Genomic DNA, 18374 nt, shown 5'->3' with positions numbered 1-18374 from the left:
GTGACCCCGACGGGGTCAAAGGTTTATAGTTGTATTTATTTCCTATAGACATTTGACCCCGACGGGGTCACACTGAAAACTGCTCAGTTGAGTTGTGTGAATAGAGCCAAGGCTTCTTTATTTGTGGGGTCAATCGTTAAAATTTTTTGTACATAGTTTAATGTCCCTTTCTTATTATCCATTCGATAATAGGCGCTGGCAATTTGATTTAAAATCGACACATTAGTCGAGTCAATAGCAGTGCGTTGTTCGAGAGAAATAATTTGTTCGGTATTGGCTTTAACCGATTGTAAATCGAATCGGGATTGGTTATTTTGAATGGCATAATCCAGATAGGGTAGGGCTTCTTTGGGCCGATCGAGTTGGAGGTAAAGCACAAAAAGATAGCGTGCTTTGTCGAAGGTTGGGGCTAAGGCAAAGGCTTTTTTGAAATAGAAAATAGCAGTTGCCTGATCGTTCAGTTCGCCACTCAGCATGGCTGCCTTTTCATAATAACGCACGTCGGTTGGGTATTCCAGCACGAGTGTCTCGACTACTTTTCGGGCGTCGCGCAACGCATGACTGCGCATGTAAAAATCATACAAATGACTGAGGGCGTCGTTCCAGGTCGTTTGTTGCGTCGTCAGGCTGTAGGCTAATTTTTCTTCTACCGATTCCACCCTAAACGACTGAGTCGACATAACTTCGTTGAACGGCCAGTTTCGTTTGAGATTAGCCACTTTATACAGACCTGCCAGGGAGTCGACCTTCGTGATGGGCATATCGCGAAGTAGCTGAGCCAAACTCATTTCCGGTTCATCCTTTATGGTGAAGAACCGGGCCTTCTTCAGAGCCTCATAAAACGCATCCGACAACAAAGCATAGCCTTTCAGGTCAGGATGAACGTGCTCCAGAATCAACTCATCGCCAATAATCGAATTGGCCGAATTGGCTTCAAAAAGGGCTTTAGTATCTACGAGATGCGTGTTTTTGTATTGCTGGCATAACTGGCCGATAATACCATTGAAGGCTTCTGGTGCTCTGAAACGCAGGCCATCTAAATCCCTAGCTCTGGAGAAATACCGCTTTGCCTGCCCGAAATCACCCTGTAAATAGGCCGTTCGTCCCAAATAGTACGTGCACAACGCATGGTTGCTGTTCAACTGATTGGCTGCTTTGAAATACGAGGAAGCTGTTGGCAGATTACCGTTCGTCAGCGCCGTTAAACCAAGGTTGTATGCGCTGTTGAATTTCGACGAGTTGACCGTATCGACTGAGAAACTTACGAACGGTTTCAGGTCTTTCTCATTGCTAACCAGATTACTGACAAAGACAGGAATGTTGCGTTTGGCGAGCAGTTGAAGGGTTCGATCCATGTTCCGGCGAAACTGTTCTACTCCCCGCTCATACAGGTCTGATTGATAGGGGATCTGCTGGTTCGCTACCATCAATTTCATACGCGTGCCACCCGAACTCGGTTTATTTCCTCCGGCTATGCGCTGTATTTTTTCGTAGCCATTAGTCAGTAACTGCATGAGCCGAAACTGACGAAGATAAAGAATCAGGTCAATGAGTTGGGGAGTACCAGCTATGCTTTCAGTAGAACCCACACCGAGGGCACCGTAGTATTCATTATGCCCCGTATAAATCAGGACAGCGTCTGGTTCATAATCGATTAGTTCGTTGGCAAAACCGTAAGTTGTATACGAATTAACGGCTGTTAATGAGAGGTTGATAATTTCAAAATTTCGATTGGGAAACGTGTGGGTTAGTCGATACTGAAGCCAGCGATGAAATGAACCATTGTGGAAATAAGGATAACCAATTGTCGTGGATTCGCCCAGGACAAAAATGCGTAAGGTGTTTTCGTCTTTTTTCTTTTTAAAGTGTTCACTATTTCCGGTAGTTGCTATTTTTTGATTGCTGAAATATTTTTTAGATGCATCTGGGTTTAATACATAGTAATTTTTATCATCAGGATAATCAATAAATAAATTTACGCTATGACCATAATTAAAAACCCTCAATATAATTTCGATAAGAACCAGTAAAAAAATAGGAAATAAAATGGCGGTGAATTTATAGATGACAATTCGCTTAGACGACGGCTTTGTCCGGGGCTTATATTCTTTCAGAGCTGCCATCTGTAATGTAGGAGTTGTTTGAATTTTTACTTTTAATAGAAACGTAAGACTAGTTTTTGTCATTCCGACGCAGGAGGAATCTCAAGCTTGACTAATACTCAACTTTGAGATTCCTCCTGCGTCGGAATGACAAAAAAATATCCAGTTTTAACAGAATTTAGAAAGTTTAAACGGCCTCTCAAAAACCGTATAGCTTACTGTAAAAGCATTTCTGTAGTATAAAAAGCATAGCAGAAATTCCACTATGCTTTCCAAGCCAACCTATAATGAATGAGTGATTGAGCGAATAAATTACAATCAATTACTTATTCACTCAATCACTCATTCAATTAGTAGCCGTCATTCTGCGTCCAGCCCGGATTTCTGGACATTTCGTTCACCGGGATGGGGGCTAAATACTTCTGGGCAAAATTTGTATTCGCTGGAATTGGATTTTCGGCTGAACTTCGGGCGGCTACAATCTGTGGTAATAGTTGTAATCGAACAATATCAAACCACCGCACACCAAACTCGCCCGCAAATTCATAGGCCCGTTCATACACGACCGCATCCCGGAAAGCAGTCGCCGAAAGGCCCGTTGTCAGATCGGGCAAACCCGCCCGTTTTCGCACCTGATTGATGGCACTATAACTTGCTGTTGTTGGGCCACCAGCGGCCATCGCCGATGCCTCGGCATAGATTAACAGAACTTGCGGGTAGCGAATGACATCATACACTTTGTTCGTACTCGGATTGATGGCGTCGATGGTCGTTTCGGTTTCAGAAACGCCATCGCCATTTAAACCCGCCCGGAACTTCTTGTAATAGGGGTGACCCGCGTGCGTTTCGGGCGAATCCCAGGACACCAATTTAAATGTTTTCCCATCGGGCTGGCGTAGCTTGATCGTTGTGTAAAACGTAGCATCCGTCCGGGAGCATTTAGGCGCGTTTTTGTAGAAATTGATTTCCGGATAATAATCATCCCAGCCACTCGATCCGTTCGTTGCGATTTCATCGAGCGGTACAGAAGAAGACCCTGCACTCCGAAGCGGCAGCCCCCCGCTTACATTGTACTGGAAACCAAAAATAGACTCGGAGCTATTGTTCGTCGTGAACACGGTTGCGTAAGGCGTATTGAGGTTGTAAACGCCCGATTGCATGACCGAATTCGCTTCATCGGCAGCCAGTTTATAATTGCTCTCCTGGTTGAGTGGCCAGCCTGTCATGCTTAGATACACATCGGCCAGGAGTGAGCGGGCTGCCATCTGATTCGCCTTGCCGGGTTGGTTCGGGAACGAAATGGGCAACAGCTCTTTCGCTTTCTGTAAATCGCTGATGATAGCTGCGTACACTTTATCGACCGGATCGCGGGGAGGGCGGTCGTTCACATCGATCTGGGTCAGAATGATCGGTACAGGGCCGAATGTTCGAACCAGATAATAATACCCCAATGCCCGAAGGAAATACGCCTGACCAGCTGCCTGATTTTTCAGAACATCCGTAGAACCCACTTTTGTATAGTTAGCGATTACGTTGTTCGCCTGATAGATGCCCTGCCAGGGACCTTGCCATTGGGCTACCAGGCTCCCATTGCCGCTGCCACCACTCAGGCGATCGAACAGCCGGAAATCTTCTTTATTCAGGCCGGGATCGGTGGTAAAATCATCTGAGCCAAAATAAGAGGTGCTCCGGTTTGTAAACCCCCAGGCGCCATCACGCGCAAACTGGATATAGATAGCCGCCACGGATGCATCCAGATCCGACTGCGTTTTAAAATAGGTTCCGGGAGTCAAACTGCCTTTAGGATCTTCAATTAGACTCTGACAGCCGCTAACCAAAATCAAGGCAAGAAAGACAAGGAATAAGGAATATTTGGTGTTCATGGTTTTGTCTTCTGATTGAATGTTGTAATCGTACAAACAGCACTTACAGGCCAAGGCGTACGCCAATCGTATACGTTTTTGGGTTTGGTATAACGCCCATTTCCAGTCCCTGTGTGATGGCGTTCGTTCCGTTCGATACTTCGGGATCATAGCCAGGGTATTTGGTGATCATGAACAGGTTCTGACCACTCACGTACACTTCGAGGTTGCGGATTTTTGCCTTATTCAACAGATTATCAGGCACCCGGTAAGTAAGCGACAGGTTCTTCAGCTTGGTATAGCTGCCGTCGTACACATAACGGCTACTGTTGTTGAAGTTCTTGCTGGTGTTGCTGAATGCCGGATTGTCGGTCTGATTTTGGGCTGTCCAGATGTTCAACGCATCCGTAGTGGTGGCGTTTCGCTGATCCCCTAAACCGCCCCAGAGGTACGCCAGTGTCTGCGAGTAAATCTGGTTGCCGTGCGTTCCCTGGAACATGAAGCTAAGGGTAAAATTGCCGTAGCTGACGTCATTGATGAAACCAAACGAGTATTTAGGCGTTCCGTTACCTATCGGTACTCGGTCGGCGGCTGTGTAAGCATGATCACCGTTAACATCCACGTATTTGGCGTCTCCGGGTTTCATCCCAAATTGGGCTGCCTGATCGGCTTCGCTCGTTTTCCAGGTTCCCAGAAACTGGTATCCGTAAAACTCACCCAATGGCCGACCAACCCGCAGGATAGACGCACTGTTCAGCGCAGAACCAACGCCATTCACAATCACATTGTCGAGGCCACCCAGATCGGTTACTTTATTGCGATTAAAGGAGATATTGAAATTGCTGGTCCAGCGGAGCTTGCCTGTTGCGATTGGAGTGCCACTGAGCGAAAATTCGAGCCCTTTGTTTTCAACACTACCAATGTTTCGAAGGTAATCGCCACCGCCCAGATAGAAGGGAGCCTGGTAGCTATACAAGAGGTTGGAAATGTTTTTCAAATAGGCATCGGCGGTAAATCGTAAGCGACCGTTCAGGAACGACGCGTCGATACCCGCATCATATTGAGATGTGGTTTCCCATTTCAGGCTATTGGATACGGGCGCTCCGAGCGGGGTTGCTACGCTAGGGGTCTTGCCATCGTAATAATAGGCTGGCTGGCTTCCACCTGTAGTTATCTGCGCTATGGTGGCATACGCGCCTACTGCCTGATTGCCCGTTTGCCCGTAGCTTGTTCTGATTTTTAGGTCTGAAAACAATTTAGAGGTTTGAAGGAAACTTTCTTTCGACAAGTTCCAGGCCAGCGCCAGCGAAGGGAAGGTGCTATACTTCTCGGTCAAGTGCGAAGAGCCATCTACGCGTACGCTGGCTGTGAGCAGATACTTCTCTTTGTAGGCATAGTTGACCCGACCCATATACGATTGCAAAGCGTCGGCAGAGTAGCCGGAAGAGGTCTGTTGCGTGCCACCCAGACTCAAGTTGTAATAACCAAGTGCATAAGTGGACAGACTGTTCGCACGGGCCGTTGCCGACATGCCTTGTCCCTGTTGCTGTTCGTACAGCGCCGTTACGGTAACGGCATGATCGCCAAAATTGCCTTTGTAGGTCAGGAAGTTACTGTTCTGGAAATTCCAGTTTCTGGACGAATTAACCTGTGCATACAAGACCCCATTGCCTGTCCCCGGTCCAAATAAGGTCTGGTTAAAGGGCGAGGAAATTTGATAGGTCGTATTCGTTGTGAACGTCAATCCTTTCAGAATCTGATACGTCAGTATACCGGTTCCCGCAATGTTTGTGTTCCGGCCTTCATCGAACTGACCAAGTGCCCGCGCTACAGGGCTGTACTGAATGGAAGCATAGGGGGCCGTATACACGAGCGCACCCGTTGTTGGATCGCGCACGGGCGAGGTTGGGTCCCATTCGGTTGCTTGCGTGAACGGATCGGTCAAATCGCCTGAGTAGTTCGTATTGCGGTTCTGAGGAATTACGGCCGCTACGTTAAATTTCAGGTTGATCTTTTCGTTGATCTTGGCGTCGATATTTGCCCGCAAGGTGGCCCGTTTGTAATACTGGTTGAGAATTAAACCAGGCTGATCGAGGTAATTGGCTGAAATCAGATACCGCACACCCGACGTACCTCCTGATAAATCAATCTGGTAGTTCTGAATAAGCGGCTCCTGATGAAGTTCGCGTTGCCAATCGGTACCGCCGTTAGCTTTTAGTTGCTGGAGCCGATCATCCGAAAAAGCAGGCGGGTTGCCCGTTGAAGCAAACTGCGTATTGACTGTCCGAGCAAAGTCATAAGCATTCATCAGCGATAGTTCTCTGGGCATCATCCCTTTGCTGAACCACGTACTGAAATTAACCTTGGCTTTGCCTTCCTGCCCCGATCGGGTGGTGATGAGCACGACGCCGTTTGATCCCCGAGATCCATAAATCGCCGTTGCCGAAGCATCCTTTAGAATTTCCAGCGATTCAATATCATTCGGGTTAAGTGACTCAATGTTTCCACCAATGAAGCCATCAATTACATACAAAGGCTCATTAGAACCCGTAATGGAGTTTGCTCCCCGGATACGAACGCTCAGACCACGGCCCGGTTGTCCGCTACTGCTAGCGACAACAACCCCGGAAGTAGTGCCTTGTAACGCCTGCTCGACTCGTATCAGCGGGCGTTTGGCAATTTCTTTGGCTGTTACTGTACTGGTAGCGCCCGTTACGTCGCTCTTGCGTTGTTCGCCATAACCAACGACGACTACTTCCTGTAAACCGCGCTCGCTGACCTTTAACGTTACATTTAAGGTTGCCTGATCGCCGGGCTTAACTTCCTGCGTTTCATAGCCTACAAAGCTGAAAACCAGGGTAGTCGATCGGTCGGGTATATCAAGTTGAAATTGCCCTCTCGGATCTGTTGTGGTGCCGCGTTGCGTGCCTTTCACAACAATACTGACGCCTGGTAAGACTTCGCCTTTTTCGTCGGTGACTTTACCAATGATCGGAATAAGCAAGGGTTTGAAGGCTTGTACTCGATCAACCAGTTCGATCGTTCTCCGCTCAAAATCCGCGCTGGCCTCCAGTCTCAGCCCGGCCCTGGCATCGGGAAAGAGCGAAGGCAACTCACTGACGGGTTTATGCGAAGTGGCATCGTCCTTCTTTTTAATAACGATGGTTTTGCTAACGATGGAATAGCTTAGTGGCTGGTTCTTAAATACTTCTTCCAGAACTGTTTCCAACGGCGTATTTTTCAGCCGAACCGTAACCCGCTTGCTGCTGGCCAGCAGATTCGTTTGCAGGAAGAAGGAATAACCGCTCTGTTTTTCCAGTTTATCCAGTACTTTTTCAAGCGGTGCATTCCGTTCATTAATTGAAACCAGCTGGCTATAACTGGCTGCGTATACATGCAGACAGGCAATTAATAAGAATATGCTGATAAAATTGAGTCGCATAATCCATTTTCGTTTCGTATCCCGACTCATATGGAGTAGTCGGGGGGACATTCGATGCCTAAGCGGTGTCCATGCTTCTTGCTGACACAGCCGTAGGTAAAAAGTAGAATAATTCATACTTTTATGCTGGTTTTGGGGTTGGTAAAAACTTGTACGTCAACAGGTTTTGCTTTTCTGTTTTTTTTGACAGAGAAATCCCAGCTTTTGCCGGAAGTGCTCGCAACACGTTCCGGCTTTTTTTATGGAATCCTCTGTGGCTATTCCGAGCCTTGCCCGGTCTAGCGATTGTCGATCAGGATTTTACGGTTATTTTTCTGCCTTCTATTTTAAAGTTGATACCACTTAACTGAAGAATCTGAAAAATCTGGGAGAGCGGTACGTCCCTCGAAATCTTACCTCTGAATTTTGTATCGGGCAGTCTACCCTGAAAATCAACCTTAACATCGTACCAGCGGGAAATCTGGCGCATGATGGTAGGGAGGTCGGTATCTTTAAACTGAAACTGCCCATTCTTCCAGGCTACGGCTTCTTCCAGGTCAGCTTTCGGAATCAGATTAAGCCTGCGCTTCGCATCGGCCGTTAACTGCGCCTGTTCGCCAGGTTTAAGGATAATCTCCGTTGAACTTTCTGCCCGATCTGGGCTTGTCCTAATAACCTTCACTTTGCCTTCCAGCAAAGTTGTTTTTACCATGCTTTCGTCAGCGTAGCTGTTGATGTTGAAATGCGTACCCAGCACTTCGACAACCTGACTGGCTGAATGGACCCGGAAAGGCATAGCCTGCTTATGGGCATTTTTCAGGGGCATTATCTCAAAATATGCTTCGCCTATAAGCGTCACGCTTCGCTCATTACCGATGAATTTTGTGGGATATTTCAGCGATGAAGCCGCATTGAGCCAGACTTTGCTCCCATCCGGGAGGATTATCCGAAACTTCCCACCGCGAGGGGTGGTAATGGTGTTATAACTGGACTTGGTTATAGGTGCTTCGAGAGAATTTGCGGCTGAATTTTTGGCATATAGCAATTGTCCATCAGCGGTTTTCGTGATCACTACGTCCGCTTGTTGGGCAATTTGGCCATCCGCTACATCATCCAGAATTATTTTTGATGCATCCGCTAATGTCAGAATTGCTTTGCTACTACCGGGAGCAAAATCAGTTGGTTGTTGAGCAACTGGTTTTGTTGGCTGCGATTGGCGATTGAAAGGGTAGAGTAGTAGCCCGGCTAGAATGACAACCACAGCGGCTGCTGCGTAACGGAGTAAACGTTTACCTATATACGATCTATGATTGGGCGTATTGTACCCTGTTTCAGATACTATTTTCTCCCAGGCTTCTGCTTTGTCAGACGAACCAAATTTTGTCAGTTCAGTATTAATAGTCGCTTCCTGAGTCAGTTTGGTAAACAGTGCCCGATTATGATCGCTTTGAGCAAGCCAATCCTCCAGCTCTTCCCGTTCCTGATCACTCAGCTCCCCTTTGAGGTACTTAGCGATCAAGTCACCCTGTCTAAAATAACGGCTATAATTTTCCATGGCATTGCTTTACTCCATAGAGACACGCAGACCAGGAAATAGGATAAAGCGAATATAAATTTTAATCTATTTTTTTTCGCTAGAGAAATAGGAAGGTAAAATTGACTCTAGTTCCAGTGTGTGGGAATTTTTGTCATGCTGACGAAGGAAGCATCTTAAAGCATCATAACGTACGAATAAGGATAGCTTAAGATGCTTCCTTCGTCAGCATGACAAAAAGTTACATCATATGGGCACTCCCGATGGTGAGTAAGATAGCAAACACCTCAGGTGAAAGCCGCATTCTGAGTAATTCAAGTGCCCGTTGTTTTTGCTTCTTAACGGTATTGATCGACATATTTAATTCATCGGCAATCTCCTGATTCTTTTTGCCTTCCATATAACTCATCTCGGAGATCGTGCGGTAATTAGCGGGCAGTGCTTCAATGGCCGAATGCAGTTCAGCCATGACCTCAGAAGAAATGATCGCATCCATGATGGTCAGTTCTTCCATTTCCGGAAGGCCATGGTGCTCCCGATAGTCGTCAACAACTTTGTTATGTCGGATTACATTCAGGCTGGCATTTCGTACGGTACTGTAGAGGTAGTTTTTAATGGCCACCTTATTGGGAAATATAGCCTCTCGTTCCTGCCAGTATTTTATAAACGCATCCTGTGTGATGTCCTGCGCCTGTGCCTGATCCCGTATGATTTGTACCGAAAAGTACACAAGTCGATCATAGAATTCTTTAAAAAGAGAGTCCAGCTCTAGCGACTCCGAAGCCGCCACTGGACTTTTTTTTGTCGAGGTCAGTTGCTTTAGCACACTCATAACAAGGTGAATTTTACGTAGAAAAAGCAGAATCGCTGGTTTAATACTTACTGCTAACTGATAATCGATACAGTTTTTAACTCCGAATTAACCTGGCAGAATCAACTTGCGGCCCTTTTATTAGCCTGGTTGAAAAGAATACTATCCAGCCTATTCTGTGTGAATAATTTTACAAATCCATTATTTTTCTGGATTAATTCGGTACTAAGTACAGCGTGGCCCCTTAATAAAATCTTAATAAAACCTTAATTTTTAGAAGTAGGCTCGTTAAAGTGGAGTAAGGCGACCGAAAAAGGAGTTTCGGCCAGGTCGGCGTCTGCTTAGGGCCGTGATGAAGAAATTAGATTATTTTTTATCTGTTTTATCGTCGTGTTCATCTTAACCCGTGGGGCCTTAATAGCGCAGCGTCGGTAGTATAAGAATGCCTCAAGACAACCTGCGTGCCGTCAGGTACGCAATAGATTCTGTACCTGACGGCACAGGTGTTAGCTGCTTGAGTTATTCTACCGACGCTACGCTGTTGGGACCCGTAGGGTCACATCCCAAACTCACTTTCTTTTAATCGATGATGGCCGAGAACGATTGTTCGTATTCTTCGCCATAGATGGCTTTATAGTCCCGAATAAACCGCTCGAAGGTGTTCTTGGCCAGCGTATGTTTCCCCATCAACGACAGGGCTTTACATTTTAAAATGATGGCATCTTCATTGACGGGATCATAATCAAAAATATAATTTGTAATCTGGATTAAAAGCTCCGGCTCCTCGCTGATCGTTAGCGTATTAGCATACTTTAGGAACGTATTGATAATCTTGTTTGAAATATCTGCTTTGAAATCATCTAGCCAATAATACTCCGTATTTTGCAGAAAAGGACCCCGTTTCGTAAGCTCCCCTAACTCAATAATGGCCTGTTTCGTCAGTACGGTCTTGTCATTGATAATGGCCGTATACCGTTCATAATCAACATACAGTTGCTGGTTAAAATTGAATTCTATTTTCCAGTAGCCAGAATCCTTGGAGAGCGAACAAAATTCAACTTTCTCCAACAGATTTCGCAGTTTCGTAATGTTGACCGAGCGATTATTACTGGCTTCCCGGCCCGACTTATCAGGCCAGAGAATTTCATTCAGTTTTTCGGTAGCTACTCCCCGTTGCTTACCAAGGCTATTGAGCGACAGCAGTAAAAAAAGCTCTTTCAGCAGAGGAGTGAAGGACTTGGTTATATCGTTTCCCGAGTGATCGAGTACCTGAAAGTTGCCAAAAAAGAAAATACTCGATGTCAACGCTAATTTCATTGGCAAGTCGGAGCGAGATGTCGGAATTTCCGGGGTTATTAGTAAAGCTGGTTGCGTCAAGTTATCGACTAATAACGGCTGTTGTTGAAAAGGAGTCGGCTCTAGTTCTGGTTGTTTACCCACTAATTGGCGATTCCGACGGGTATACAGGAAGACCGCTCCGCCAACTGCCAGGATAGCAACGGGAAACCACCAATAGGGGAGAGTTGCTGGTTCTTCCTGATGTGCCTGCACGTTCAGGGCATTGGGAGGGAATGAAATCGAATAGAGTTTTACGTCCGTTGTATTGGTCTCCTCGTTCTGATATAATGTAACAGCTATTAGTTTTTGGCTGACTGGACAGTAGTACAAATCGGCGTACGAGTGAATATCGTGAAACGAATAAGGTATAGGAGTTCCCAACACTTCGTAGGATGGCGTTGTCAAAGACCCTCGAATCAACTGCAACTGAGCCTTGAACTGCTGATTGGGAAAGATAAGTCCGTAATACTGCTTCGATTTTGCATCGATCATCAACGAGTTGGCGAAGGCAAAATCCGTTTTTGGAACGGTTAACTCATAGACCTTTCGGAAGGTGTTTTTTCTGACCAGATATTCTAATAAATCGTACGAATTTTTAGGGTTAAGCATCTGCTCGCCCGTTAGGCTTCCATAGCCTCCTATCATATAAGCCGTATCAATAGAAGAAGTTGTTCCTAAAGCAGCAAGGTAACGTGGTGTATATACGTTTTTGCTCGAACTAAGCGTATCCCATGTTCTGGAGGCAAAATGGTAGCGTAGAATACTGTTTTTGTATCGCAACTGGCCATAACCGCCTAAAATGTACAGTGACGAATCAAATGGGGAAATGAATTTATTCGCGTGCCAGTATTCCGTTACCTTAACCGCGTTTGGGGTAATGGTCTCGACAGTCCAGTCGCTGGTAGCTGGGTTACAACTATATACGGACTTCTGATCGACAAAATAGCTATAAAGTCGGCCAGTAAACGGATTGTAAATGGCCTGACTACCCCGAAGTAGATTTTGGGGAGGGTTTTTATGTGGGTGTGCGCTAGCTTGATGCGTTGAAACAGCGTATTGATACAGCTTCTCAGAACCCGTCACGTAAACCGTTTCGGTAATTGGATCAAAGGCGACATTTGCATAGCCTTTCAGAGTAAGCTGATCCGCCTTTTTCCACTCCGTATGCAGCGATTTGATCCAAACCGGGTTTTTGACCGTGGCTATTTGTCCGTCAACTTCATCCTTAGTTGTTATACCATTCACTCCCTGCAACGGCCAGTCGTGTGTTCGCCGGCCATTTTCGGTCACGACAATGTCTTTAATGTTCATGGGGGGCAAGTCCTTCGATTTAAATTGCCCAAACTCATTGCTGCCAAAAAACAGTTTAAAACACCCGCTTTCGTTAAAGGTTACATGATCCTTAATAATCACTTTATTGTTGACAGACACAAGCAACGACCGCTGGTTAAGATCCCAGTTGATGGTAAAGTGATTCCATTTGTTGAACAGCGTTACCGAATCAATTTGAATTACCGATTGGGCTAGACGACCACCAATAATCAGTTTGAAACTCCTGGACTTCTGATCGTACAGGAGATCAAGATTTTGTTTGTCATCCTGAATAATTCTGAAGATATAGCCAAAGTACGTTTGATAATTGGGTACAAGCGTCAGATCAAAAGAAACCTCTACATTACCTTTCAGGCACAACGGTTGATCCGGCGTAAGATTTAGTGAGGTACGGCTATCTTGAATGTCTTCGTGTCCTACAAACTGTAGGCCATACGTTTGCGCCTGAATGGCGGTCGAAGCCATCAACAGCGCAACTACGCAGTATGCGATATCGCGTACGAATCGATGATATATATATCGATAGATTGTCAAGGTTCTTCTGGTTGCTAATCGTATTCAACTTCTATAACGGGAAAGCTAAGTGCTGGTTCGTTGCTTTCTACTGAACGTGCAAGTATATGCTCTGCTCTATAGCCTCTAATTTATCGGATATTCATTAGCTATCAAAATGAGCAATGCTGACTGAAACTAATGAGAAAATTTACAAAATATAGCTTTTAAATCTAATTAGTAAAAGTGCCGGAGGGATAAAACAACAACTAAGGCTTGAATGAGTCCTAACGACCCGGCCTTTAGAATATCGCCAAAAATGACCGACGTGTCCAGCAGCACCAGGCCAATTTTGACAAATAACTCAGTGGCAAGCGAGGCCCGTAACCAGTCGGGAAGTTTTCATGAGATTGCCAACCAGTAAGCCAATGCTTATACAATTCCAGTTCATCGTCATCGATTACTCCGCTTTGCGCCAGATAAAACAATAAAAAGGCTTTCAGATAGGCTACTAAGATTATGGTGAGAGATCAACTAGATAACATCAGTGAAGCTTTCAGACGCCTTTGCATAGTGAGTCGTAATGCGTCGGTATTGCTTGAGCTTATTGAAACTATCGCTAAGTTTTCCTGAAGGTCTGGCCCGTTGTGATCCTCGTATAAATGTTAATTCATCCCTACTCTGGCAGGATTTTTGTTTGCCTACGGATTAGTTAGTAACAACAGAGCCATTCCATGAAACAATTTATTCAAATTTGTATATTTCAAGTTTGTCTAGCCTGTAGTTATGTGTCTATTACTCAGGCTCAATCAATTACTACAAACGAAACTTCCTCTTCAGTAGCTACTACCTGGGCTGATATGACGGTGCGAGTCATGACCAGAGCGCCGAAAAATACACCTACTTATGGGTCTCGGGCAATTGGGTATCTGGGACTAACTATGTACGAAACCGTTGTTCATTCAGCTCCCAAAAATCGATCAATCATTCGTCAGCTGGTCGATACACTTGCCTTGCCTAAAGTTGATCCGAAAAAAGCGTATTGTTGGGAATTGGCCCTCAACGCCGGGCAGGCTTATATGCTCAAAGCGTTTTATGCGTATACCGAAAAAACGCAACCAATCGACTCGCTGGAGCAGGAAATTCATGACCGATATGCGGTTCAACTTAGTCCGGATGTTGTTGAGCGGTCTGAAAAATATGGGAAAGCCATTGCCGCTAAAATTTACCAGTGGGCAAAAAATGATGGTGGGCACGAAGGCTATCTACGCAATTTCCCCGCAGATTTTGTGCGACCACACGGGGAGGGATTGTGGGTACCACCTGCCATTGGGCAATCGAACACAAAAATTCCCATGCATCCAACCTGGGGCCAGAATCGGACATTCTCTCGCCGAAATCGGGAATTGCCAATGCCTAAGCCCCTGGAATATTCGACGGATACAACTAGTTTGTATTACAAACATTACAAAGAAGTCGTTGATCGTAATCGAACGCTTACTGAGGCCGATCGGGCAATTGTGATGTGGTGGGGCGATGACCCTACTGAAACCTGCTCTCCTCCTGGCCACTCGTATAATTTGGGTAGCATTGCGATTCGGAACAGTTCTGCTGATCTGGTGAAAGCCGCTGAAACCTATGCCCGGATTGGGATGGCAGTGGCCGATGCTTTCATCATCTGCTGGAAAGTGAAATTTGCTTACAATGTAGAGCGCCCTTCATCATACGCCCAGAACATACTCCGTCCGAATGGCAAAAATGGCCAATGGTGGCCTCAATGGTTACCGTTCTTTCTGGAGCCGCCTTTTCCATCGTTCTATTCAGGTCATGCTGTTCAGTCGGCGGCTACCGCTACCGTACTTACAGCGCTATACGGTACTAGTTTTCCTTTCACAGATGATACCCACGTCACTCGCCCCGATCTGGTGTATACGTATCGCCATGAATTGCCCGACAAACCAACGCAGGCGGATTATACTGCTTATTTTAACTCGTATACCAACAAACTGAAGTATAAATCCCGGCACTATAAATCATTTTGGGACGCGGCTCAAGAATGTGCCGAATCCCGTTTAATGGGCGGTATTCATACCCGTTACGACAACGAAGTAGGTTTAGTTGAAGGGGTTAAGATTGGCGGTAATATTAACGCATTGAAATGGCGCTAAAGAGCACTAGTACTTATCCAATTTAGATTCTGTAGATTCTACTGATTCTGTGGTCTCTCTTGACTCTGACTATCAACTCAATAGAATCTATTTTGCCAAAGCACTAGTATTCAAGCTCTTTAAATCTGAATTGATACACATACGTCCTCCCGAATTTTGTGAGTAGCTACTCAAAATTCGGGAGGACGTATGTGTATTAAGGGTATGGCGACTAGTCGGATAGAAGGCTATTAGTTGATGGCTACCAATCGGCTGACATCCTGAGGTTTCGGAGTGCCCAGCGTTACAGTGTGTTGAGTAATTTGCTTACCGTCTGTGATGCTCAATTGATAAGCCCCGTCAGGCAAATCACTCATATCGAGCTGTAAGCGAACGGCGGTTTCTTGTTTCCCCACTCGTTTAACAAAGAACATTTGCCCACTGCCATCGGCCAACCGAATCTGAAGGGCATGACCCGTTTGTTTATCCAGAGCGATCTGCAATTTTCCCGCCTTGTTGGTATAGATGCCACTTTGGAAAGCAGGGCTTGGTTGAGCGTTGGCAGGAGCTTGAGCGAACGTAGTATAGGCAGTGGTGATCACCAGGGCGAAAGCAACGAGCAGGGGTTTGATGAGCGTTTTCATGACCTTATGTATTTGTGTTTGTGTTTCGTTTTTGAACAGGTCAAAGGTCGGGTGGTTTTGGGGAAGGCATTATCTCAAATGAGTCAATTACTAGCACTTTTGAGATAATGCAGCTCATTGAGTGATAGAGTTAGATGGATAATCGGATCGAGTTCTGCAAATGGCTTATTAATAGTAGATTAGTCGTTTTTCTGTCATCCCGACGCAGGAGGGGTGACAGAAAAACGAGCTGCCAGCAAACCCGCTAAAGCCCGGAATTAGAGCTTGACTTGTACTGTCAGGAAAAAGCTGCGGGCATCGGCGGGGATGATACCGGGGCCGGGGTAACTGTCGGCACGGCGGGTGAAATAGCGGGCATTCGCCAGGTTGTTAATCGAGCCTTGCAGCATGAAAACTTTGCTCAGTTTGTATTGTCCCGACAGGTCCATGACAGTATAGGCCGGAACGAGTCCATCAATGGCATTGGCCAGAAAGACGGCGTTGGTGGCATCGGTAAACTGGTCGCTGGTGTAAGCGAGCTGATAGGTGGCGGACAGGCGTTTGTGCTGAAAAGACAAGCCCGTTTTGAAAATCACATCGGGTGCCAGTTCCACTTTTTTGTCGCGGTAGGCCGGTTCGTCGCTGTTAATGTAACGGGCGTTGATCAGGGCGAGATTGGTAAATACCGAAAGCCGGGTGCGGCTGTTTTGTTTGTCGATGAAATGCAACAGTTCCAGTTCGGCGAACGACTCCAGACCGAGACTTCTGGATTGGGAAACATTGGTCCGATAGCGATAAATATTAAACGTTACGGGGTCCGACTTTTGCACCGTCCCGATTCTGTTGGCGTAGTTGATGGTGAATAAACTCACATCGTAATTCAGGATGCCAGACAAGTTGCCTCGCACGCCAATATCAGCCGAATAGCCCCGTTCGTCCTGTAGGTTTGGATCGACCTGAATATTTGGGTTGACCGAGCGAATGTCGTTGAAATTAATGGCCCGGTAATTCTGCGAAATATTGGCGTAAACCTGAAGCGCCTGATTCTGGAAATAACTCAGACCAATGCCGCCGATCAGAAAATGCCGGACATTGTTTTTATGTTCCTCGATCCGCTGATTGAAAATCACATTACCCGCCTGATCTTTATTGATCACCGAATAGAAACCGTCCGCTTTCGTGGTAATATTTTCAAATCGAATACCGGGAATGATGCTTAACTTGGAGTTGACCCTCAGGATGTGCTCCGCGAACAACGCCAGATTGTAGTTCGGAAATGTATACTGCGAGTAGGCATAATCGGCCAGATTGACGAACATAAAATCGGCGGGAGTGCCGGTCGAATTGCTATTGCCAAGCCCCTGCGATCGATCCGTATTACCCCGATAATAGCGCAGTCCGACCAACAGATTCTGTGGATTACCGTTTATCTTGTAGGTGTACAGCAACCGGCTTTCGTTGCCATAGTTGTTGTAGTTATCCTTGTACAAGTCGCGAGCCAGACCCGGATCTAAGCGGTTGATATAATCCAGATTGCCCAGTGCAAACCGACCAGCAGCCAGACCAAAAAAGCGGGAGTTGAATTTCAGTCGGTCGCTGATTTGATAATCCAGTATAGCAGCCCCCAGATTCCAGTTGACGTTAAACCAGTTCCGTGCCCGAACGGATTGATGCGGATCAATAGCAAACTGTGCATCCGTTAATCCACCGGGCTGGTGAGCGAGGTAGTTCATATAGGTGTACTGAACCGTAAGCGACAACTTATTCGTGAAGGCATAGGTAGCAGAAGCATAAGCGGTGTTCACGTTAAACTCCGAGTTAGGCCGCCAGCCGTTGCCTGATTTATGTTGGAAGAAGGTATAATACTGCAGCTTTTTAACGGTGCCGCCAATGCTGTTTGTCGTGTTAAAAAATCCCCATGATCCCGCCGTTGCCCGTGCCGTTACTTCAATGGGTTTATTGACTGGGCCTTCTTTCAATTTGAAGTTGATGAGCCCCCCGAATTGCGTCCCGTATTGTAGAGAAGAAGCGCCCCGCAGTATTTCAATCCGGTCGGTTAATTCGGCGGGTGGCGAATAGTAACTTTCTGGGTATCCAAGGGCGTCGGCGCTGATGTCGTAGCCATTCTGACGGGTGTTGAAGTTGGTTACCCGATTGGGATTCAGGCCCCGTCCGCCGATGCCTAACTGAATGCCAGCCCCGTCGTTTTCCCAGATGTTGAGCCCGGCGACTTTGGCATAAATCTGCCGACTGTTGTTGGTCGCTTTATTGGCCGTTATATCGTCCAGTACGATTACCTCACTTTTTTTACCCGCATTGATAGTGGTTCCTTCTATCGCATTTAGGCGAGTAATGCCAAACGTTTTACTCTTTTCAGCCCTCACTTCAACACTTGTCAATTGCTGAATAGATTCGTCTAAGGTTAGATTAATGGTCTGATTGCTAGTAAGTTTAAGTGTGCGGACTACCGACTTGTACCCAACCGCCGACACTTCAAGCGTGTAATCACCAGGTTTTATTCTTTTTAAACGGTAGCTGCCTGATGAATCACAAACCGTAGCATACTCGGTGTTTGTTAATACGAGGGAGGCATTGGGAATGCCTTCGCCCAAAGCTGTTTTTACGTGCCCCTTCACCGTGAAGGTTTGGGCCAGTACGGGTGAGGTTATCGTTAGAATCAGGAAAAGTAGTATACCGTTTTTGTTCATGCTG

Annotated in this window: 9 protein-coding genes; 1 reads left to right on the top strand and 8 read right to left on the bottom strand. The window is 46.2% G+C overall.

Annotation, left to right across the window (positions count from 1 at the left end; all coding sequences use genetic code 11):
- Window positions 1-83: 83 nt before the first annotated feature.
- The 6 genes from H3H32_RS18180 to H3H32_RS18155 all read right to left on the bottom strand — a co-directional run bounded on the left by H3H32_RS18180 (window position 84) and on the right by H3H32_RS18155 (window position 12934).
- Window positions 84-2123: a hypothetical protein gene (locus H3H32_RS18180; protein WP_182464071.1), complete on the bottom strand. Its 2040-nt coding sequence runs from the start codon at window positions 2121-2123 to the stop codon at window positions 84-86.
- Between the two features lie 329 nt (window positions 2124-2452).
- On the bottom strand, window positions 2453-3985 hold the full coding sequence (locus H3H32_RS18175) for a RagB/SusD family nutrient uptake outer membrane protein (RefSeq protein WP_182464070.1): 1533 nt from the start codon (window positions 3983-3985) through the stop codon (window positions 2453-2455).
- Between the two features lie 43 nt (window positions 3986-4028).
- On the bottom strand, window positions 4029-7457 hold the full coding sequence (locus H3H32_RS18170; protein WP_182464069.1) for a TonB-dependent receptor: 3429 nt from the start codon (window positions 7455-7457) through the stop codon (window positions 4029-4031).
- A 241-nt stretch (window positions 7458-7698) separates the two neighbouring features.
- The gene (locus H3H32_RS18165; RefSeq protein ID WP_182464068.1) at window positions 7699-8940 is read right to left on the bottom strand and encodes a FecR family protein; all 1242 of its coding nucleotides are present in this window, start codon (window positions 8938-8940) and stop codon (window positions 7699-7701) included.
- Window positions 8941-9160: 220 nt separating this feature from the next.
- Window positions 9161-9751 carry an RNA polymerase sigma-70 factor gene (locus H3H32_RS18160; protein ID WP_182464067.1) on the bottom strand — a complete coding sequence of 197 codons (591 nt, stop codon included), beginning with the start codon at window positions 9749-9751 and terminating at the stop codon, window positions 9161-9163.
- A 558-nt stretch (window positions 9752-10309) separates the two neighbouring features.
- Window positions 10310-12934 (bottom strand): Kelch repeat-containing protein, encoded by a 2625-nt coding sequence (locus H3H32_RS18155; RefSeq protein WP_182464066.1) that lies wholly within the window; start codon window positions 12932-12934, stop codon window positions 10310-10312.
- 746 nt (window positions 12935-13680) lie between these two features.
- On the opposite strand from H3H32_RS18155, the gene H3H32_RS18150 reads away from it, so the two are divergent.
- Window positions 13681-15060 carry a vanadium-dependent haloperoxidase gene (locus tag H3H32_RS18150; protein ID WP_182464065.1) on the top strand — a complete coding sequence of 460 codons (1380 nt, stop codon included), beginning with the start codon at window positions 13681-13683 and terminating at the stop codon, window positions 15058-15060.
- 230 nt (window positions 15061-15290) lie between these two features.
- On the opposite strand, the gene H3H32_RS18145 is transcribed toward H3H32_RS18150, so the two are convergent.
- A complete protein-coding gene (locus H3H32_RS18145; RefSeq protein ID WP_182464064.1) occupies window positions 15291-15683 on the bottom strand; it encodes a T9SS type A sorting domain-containing protein in 393 nt (130 codons plus the stop codon).
- 257 nt (window positions 15684-15940) lie between these two features.
- The gene (locus tag H3H32_RS18140; protein WP_182464063.1) at window positions 15941-18370 is read right to left on the bottom strand and encodes a TonB-dependent receptor; all 2430 of its coding nucleotides are present in this window, start codon (window positions 18368-18370) and stop codon (window positions 15941-15943) included.
- Window positions 18371-18374 lie beyond the last annotated feature (4 nt).

It is taken from the genome of Spirosoma foliorum, assembly GCF_014117325.1.
GTDB lineage: Bacteria > Bacteroidota > Bacteroidia > Cytophagales > Spirosomataceae > Spirosoma > Spirosoma foliorum.
This window is presented reverse-complemented; position numbering and strand designations above follow the sequence as displayed.